6 protein-coding genes and 1 pseudogene are annotated in these 6114 nt (G+C 71.4%); all 7 read right to left on the bottom strand.

Features of this window, described 5'->3' with window-relative positions; all coding sequences use genetic code 11:
- Positions 1 to 396, bottom strand: a pseudogene (locus tag J0670_RS26995) (hypothetical protein); the annotation flags it as partial.
- Entirely contained in the window at positions 389 to 934 is a 546-nt protein-coding gene (locus J0670_RS26990; protein WP_243437577.1) for a SigE family RNA polymerase sigma factor, read from the bottom strand. The gene J0670_RS26990 and the pseudogene J0670_RS26995, both read right to left, overlap by 8 nt.
- A gap of 403 nt (positions 935 to 1337) precedes the next feature.
- The gene (locus J0670_RS26985) at positions 1338 to 2402 is read right to left on the bottom strand and encodes an aspartate-semialdehyde dehydrogenase (RefSeq protein ID WP_207814280.1); all 1065 of its coding nucleotides are present in this window, start codon (positions 2400 to 2402) and stop codon (positions 1338 to 1340) included.
- A 25-nt stretch (positions 2403 to 2427) separates the two neighbouring features.
- Positions 2428 to 3708, bottom strand: a complete 1281-nt coding sequence (locus tag J0670_RS26980; RefSeq protein ID WP_207814279.1) for an aspartate kinase — start codon at positions 3706 to 3708, stop codon at positions 2428 to 2430.
- 371 nt (positions 3709 to 4079) lie between these two features.
- Positions 4080 to 4739 (bottom strand): DUF5063 domain-containing protein, encoded by a 660-nt coding sequence (locus J0670_RS26975; protein WP_207814278.1) that lies wholly within the window; start codon positions 4737 to 4739, stop codon positions 4080 to 4082.
- Positions 4732 to 5331, bottom strand: coding sequence for a recombination mediator RecR (gene recR, locus J0670_RS26970; RefSeq protein ID WP_207814277.1), 600 nt, complete (start codon positions 5329 to 5331; stop codon positions 4732 to 4734). Before recR ends, J0670_RS26975 begins: the two co-directional genes overlap by 8 nt.
- Positions 5332 to 5571: 240 nt before the next feature.
- Positions 5572 to 5913, bottom strand: coding sequence for a YbaB/EbfC family nucleoid-associated protein (locus tag J0670_RS26965; RefSeq protein WP_207814276.1), 342 nt, complete (start codon positions 5911 to 5913; stop codon positions 5572 to 5574).
- Positions 5914 to 6114: the final 201 nt, after the last annotated feature.

The following is a 6114-nucleotide window of genomic DNA, read 5'->3' as shown; positions in this document are numbered from 1 at the left end:
CGCGGTGGCCGGGGGCGTGGTCCCGGTGCCGCTCGGAGCGGGGTGCGAGGCGGAGCCCGTCCCGCTGGCGCCACCGGCCGCCGTACCGCTGGGCGTGACGGGGGCGGTGCTCCTGGCCTCCGCCGAACCGGGCCCGCCGGAGAGCCCGAAGTGGTCCCCCTCGTGCAGGACGGGCAGCGCGATCGCGACGGCCGCCGCCAGTGCCAGCGCGCCGGTCAGGGCGCCGCGCCGGGCGGCCCGCCGGCGGGGTACGGCCTGCCGGATGCGGGGCAGGCCGCCGGGCTCGGGCTGGATCCCGGCCACCGCGCCGTGCAGGAGTTCGCGCAGCGCCCGTTCCTCGGCGGAGAGTCCCGAGAGATCGTCGTCCCCGGGCCGCTGCCGGGCGCCGTCATCCATGTCCGGCCTCCATCTGGGCCCGGAGGGCGGCGAGTCCGCGTGAACCGTAGGCCTTCACCGAGCCGATCGAGATGCCCAGGGTCTCGGCGACCTGCGCCTCCGTCATGTCCACGAAGTAACGCAGCACCAGAACCTCCCGCTGACGGCGTTGCAGACCCTTCAGCGCGGCCTTCAACTGGTCGCGCTCCAGGGCATCGTAGGCACCTTCTTCTGCACTGGCCATGTCAGGCATGGGCTTCGGCAGCAGTCTCAGGCCCAGGATCCGGCGACGCAGCGTGGAGCGCGACAGGTTCACCACCGTCTGCCGCAGGTAGGCCAGGGTCTTCTCGGGCTCGCGCACCCGGCGCCGGGCGGCGTGCACCCGGATGAAGGCCTCCTGCACGACGTCCTCGCAGGTGGAGAGGTCGTCCAGGAGCAGCGCGGCGAGCCGCAGCAGCGAGCGGTAGTGCGCCTGGTAGGTCTCGGTGAGCAGGTCCTCGCTGGTACCCGCGTCGGTACCGGCGCCGGAGTCCGCCGCACCCGGTGCGGCCGCCGTCATCTGGTCGTCTTCCGGCCTACTCGAAGGCCACGGGGCGCGCGACGGGAAGGCCACCGCGGCTCTCGCCGGGATGCCCGCCCTTGCCCCCACCATCACGTTCGCCACGCCCGTTGGACACTCGATCCCCTGTCATGGTTGCCCAGCCCGGGGGCCATTCTTCCGCATCGGTGGAAGAGGGCTCCACGGGATTCCGGACAGATTGTGTCGAGGAGCGGACACAGGTCCGGACGACCGGTGCGAACTCCATGGGCACGACGGGGATTCCCCGAGCCCCCGGCCCCTGGGGGCTCGGGGTCCCGAAGTGCGCGGTCCCGGGGGCTCGGGGTCCCGAAGTACGCGGTCCCGCGGTCCCGGGGTCCCGAAGTGCGCGGTCCCGCGGTCCCGGGGTCCGCGGCTCCGAACGCTACTCCTCCCCCACCGTCAGCTCACCGGCCACCAGCTCGGCGATCTGCAGCAGGTTGAGCGCGGCGCCCTTGCGCAGGTTGTCGCCGCAGAGGAAGAGGTCGAGCGCGTCCGGCTCGTCCAGCGCCCGGCGCACCCGCCCGACCCAGACCGGGTCGGTGCCGACCGCGTCGTTCGGGGTGGGGAACTCCCCGGACGCCGGATCGTCGTAGAGCACCACGCCGGGCGTCTCCCGCAGGATGTCCTGCGCGTGCTCCTGGCTGACCTCGCGTTCGAAGCGCGCGTGCACCACCAGCGCGTGGGTCCGCACGACCGGGATGCGGACGCAGGTCGCGGAGACCCGCAGCGCGGGCAGGCCGAGGATGCGGCGGGCCTCGTCGCGCAGGCCGAGCTCCTGGGCGGACCAGCCGCCGTCGCGCAGGCCGCCGGTCCAGGGCACGGCGTTGAGGGCGAGCGGGGCGGCGAACGGCCCGTGGTCGGCGATGACGGCGCGCAGGTCGCCGGTCTGCCGGCCGACCTCGGTGTCGGCCACCAGCGCGGTCTGCTCGCGCAGCGCGGCCACGCCCTCGCGGCCCTCGCCGCTGGCGGCCTGGTAGGTGGCCACGACGAGCTGCTCCAGCCCGTACTCGGCGTGCAGCGCGCCGACCGCCGCGGTCAGCGCGAGCGTGGTGCCGGCCGGGCTGGCCACGATGCCGCGCGGACGGATCCGCAGCGCGGCCGCGTTGACCTCGGGGACGACCAGCGGCACGTCGTCGGCGGTACGGAAGGCGGCCGAGTCGTCGACCACCACGACGCCCTTGGCCGCCGCGATCGGCGCCCACTGGGCGGAGACCTCGTCGGGGACGGCGAACACGGCGACGTCGATCCCCTCGAAGGCCTCCTCCGCCAGCGGGACGACCCCGACCGCTTCTCCGCGCACCACCGGCGTACGGCCGGCCGAGCGCGGGGAGGCGACGAGTCGGACCTCGCCCCAGACGTCCTGGCGGAGGGAGAGCAGGCCGAGCAGCACCTCGCCGACCGCGCCGGTGGCGCCGACGACGGCGAGGTTCGGGCGCCGGGTCGTCACCCGGTGCCCCCGCCCGGCTCCCGGATCATCGCCCGGTGCCGCCGTAGACGACGGCCTCGTCCGTCTCGCTGTCCAGTCCGAAGGCGCTGTGCACGGCGCGGACGGCCTCCGGCACGTCGTCCGCACGGGTGACCACCGAGATGCGGATCTCCGAGGTGGAGATCAGCTCGATGTTGACGCCCGCGGCGGACAGCGCCTCGAAGAACGTGGCGGTGACGCCCGGGTTGGAGCGCATGCCGGCGCCGACCAGCGAGATCTTGCCGATCGCGTCGTCGTAGCGCAGCGACTCGTAGCCGATGCCCTCCTTGACCCGGCCGAGCGCGTCGATGGCCTTCTGGCCCTCGGTCTTGGGCAGGGTGAAGGAGATGTCGGTCAGGCCGGTCGAGGCGGCGGAGACGTTCTGCACCACCATGTCGATGTTGACCTCGGCGTCGGCGATGGCGCGGAAGATGCGCGCGGCCTCGCCCGGCTTGTCGGGCACGCCGACGACCGTGACCTTGGCCTCGGAGGTGTCGTGGGCGACTCCGGAGATGATGGCCTGCTCCATCTCGCCCCCTTCGGGCTTGTGCGGGTTGTCGTTGCTGACGATCGTCCCGGGAAGACCCGAGAAGGACGAGCGTACGTGAATCGGGATGTTGTAGCGACGGGCGTACTCAACACACCGATCGAGCAACACCTTGGATCCGCACGAGGCCAGCTCCAGCATGTCCTCGTACGCGATCCAGTCGATCTTGCGGGCCTTCTTCACCACGCGCGGGTCGGCGGTGAACACGCCGTCCACGTCGGTGTAGATCTCGCAGACCTCGGCCTTGAGCGCGGCCGCGAGGGCGACCGCCGTGGTGTCCGAGCCGCCGCGGCCCAGGGTGGTGATGTCCTTGCTGCTCTGGGACACACCCTGGAAGCCGGCCACGATCGCGATGTTGCCCTCGTCCAGGGCGGTGCGGATGCGGCCCGGCGTCACGTCGATGATGCGCGCCTTGTTGTGCACGGAGTCCGTGATGACACCGGCCTGGCTGCCCGTGAAGGACTGCGCCTCGTGCCCCAGGGATTTGATCGCCATGGCCAGCAGCGCCATGGAGATGCGCTCTCCAGCGGTCAGCAGCATGTCGAACTCACGGCCGGCAGGAAGCGGTGACACCTGCTCCGCGAGTTCGATGAGCTCGTCCGTCGTGTCGCCCATCGCGGACACCACGACGACGACCTCATGGCCGGCCTTCTTGGCGTCAACGATTCGGCGGGCTACGCGCTTGATGCCTGCGGCATCCGCAACGGATGAGCCGCCGTACTTCTGCACGACAAGGCCCACGTGCGCTCCTCGACTTGTGTCGTTTTCCGGGGGCGACAGGCCCCCGTACCCCCCGGGGGAGAGGGGGGTGCGGTCGGCGTCAGTCTACCGAGCAGGGGTGCCGCGACCGGCGCTTTCCATATGATGAGACGGACGTTTCAGCACGTGGTCGGCGGTGCGGGGCTCTCCGCCGACAGGGTCTGCGGGCAATTCGGTAACGCTCCGAAGAATCAGCGGATCGGAGTACGGCGGCTCGGCCGGATTTCTTTTCCGGGCGGATTGCTGAGGCATTCGTCACAATCCGTCGCGCGGCCGGGCGCCGGTAGGCGGAATTCCCGCTACCGGTGGCCCATGACCGGCCGCTGCCCGCCGCCGTCGGTTACCGCTGTCCGTTACCGCCCGATGCCGAGCTCGGCCGCCATCAGGTCCCCGGCCTGCTGCTCCAGCTGCTCGTCGGTGAGCCCGTCGTCGTCGGTGTCCGCGCCGTCCGGCACCGCCCCGATCGGGCTGTCCAGCCGGACGTGGGCGATCAGCGACTGCAACGCCCGCAGCACCGCCGTGCAGGTCGTGCCCCAGTTGGAGAGGTACGAGAACTGCCACCACCACAGCGCCTCGCTGACCCGGCCCTCGCGGTAGTGGGTCAGGCCGTGCTGGAGCTCGCTGACCACGCCGGCCAGGTCGTCCGAGATCCGGAAGGCGTTCGGCTTCTCCGGCGGACCGTACGGGTCGAAGACCTCGTGGTAGACGTCGATCGGCGCGAGCAGCACGGCGAGGCGCTCGCGCAGCTGCTCGCCGTCCGGCTCCGGCCCGGCGTCGGGCTCGAAGCGGTCGTCCGGGACGACGTCCTCGATCGCGCCGAGCCTGCCGCCGGCCAGCAGCAGCTGCGACACCTCCAGGAGCAGCAGCGAGACCGCGCTGCCCGGTTCGTCGCCCTTGGCGACCTCGGTGACGGCGAGCACGAAGCTCTCCACCGAGTCGGCGATCTGCACGGCGAAGTCGTCCGGCTCCGAGCCGTGGCCGTGGGGCTGCTGGTTGATCGTCCGGTCAGACATCGAGCAGTCGTCTCCCTTCGAAGGCGCGACCGAGGGTGACCTCGTCCGCGTACTCCAGGTCCCCTCCGACGGGCAGACCGCTCGCCAGACGGGTCACCTTCAGGCCCATCGGCTTGCAGAGCCGGGCCAGGTAGGTGGCGGTCGCCTCCCCCTCCAGGTTGGGGTCGGTGGCCAGGATCAGCTCGGTGACCGTACCGTCCGCGAGGCGTGCGAGCAGCTCGCGGATGCGCAGGTCGTCCGGGCCGACGCCCTCGATGGGGCTGATCGCGCCGCCCAACACGTGGTAGCGGCCGCGGAACTCACGGGTGCGCTCGATGGCGACGACGTCCTTGGACTCCTCGACCACGCAGATGACGCCGAGGTCGCGGCGGGGGTCCAGGCAGACCCTGCACTGCTCGGCCTCCGCGACGTTGCCGCAGACCACGCAGAAGCGGACCTTGTCCTTGACCTCCAGCAGCGCGTGCGCGAGGCGGCGCACGTCGATCGGGTCGGCCTGCAGCACGTGGAAGGCGATCCGCTGGGCGCTCTTGGGCCCGACGCCGGGCAGCCTGCCCAGTTCGTCGATCAGGTCCTGAACCACGCCCTCGTACAACGTCGCGCCTTCCCTCGGATGGTCGGTGGTGCTCCGGTGCCATCATCCAACGAATCGGGCGTCGGACACACCGCCCGACGCCCGACTCCCACAGAAATCACATGGGTCAATCGTCTGAACTTCAGACCATCGGACCGCTTCTGGGCTGCCCTGAGGCGCCTCTGGAGGCCCTCCGGGGGCTCCAGGGGTTCTCCAGGGAGCTCCAGGGGCTCTCCAGGGTCCTGGAAGTCCTAGAAAGTCCTAGAACGGCAGACCGGGGATGCCGCCGCCGCCCAGGCCCTGGGTGAGCGGGCCCATCCGCTCGGCCTGCATCTTCTGCGCGGTCTGGTTGGCGTCCCGGACCGCCGCCAGGATCAGGTCGGCCAGGGTCTCGGTGTCCTCCGGGTCGACCGCGGCCGGGGCGATGGTCAGCGCCACCAGCTCACCGGCACCGGTCACCGTGGCCTCGACCAGGCCGCCGCCCGCCGTACCGTTCACCTTCGTCTCGGCCAGTTCCTGCTGGGCCTTCGCGAGATCCTGCTGCATCTTCTGCGCCTGCTTGAGCAGCTGCTGCATGTTGGGCTGACCACCACCGGGGAACACGGCTCACTCCTTGCTGTCATGGCTGTCGTGCGGTTCTTCGATCGTCACCGCTGAGCCTACGGCGTCGCTCAGTTGCCGCGGTGGTGGATCTCCTCCAGCACCGTGGCACCCAGCTCGCGGATGATCAGCTCCTGGCCGGAGAACGCGTCCTCGTTGAGGTCCGGGTCGTCCTCCTCCGGGATGTCGTCCTCCGGAGCCACC

The organism is Streptomyces sp. FH025, from assembly GCF_017427025.1.
GTDB lineage: Bacteria > Actinomycetota > Actinomycetes > Streptomycetales > Streptomycetaceae > Kitasatospora.
Note: the sequence above shows the minus strand (reverse complement) of the source record. Positions and strands in the feature narration are given on the sequence as shown.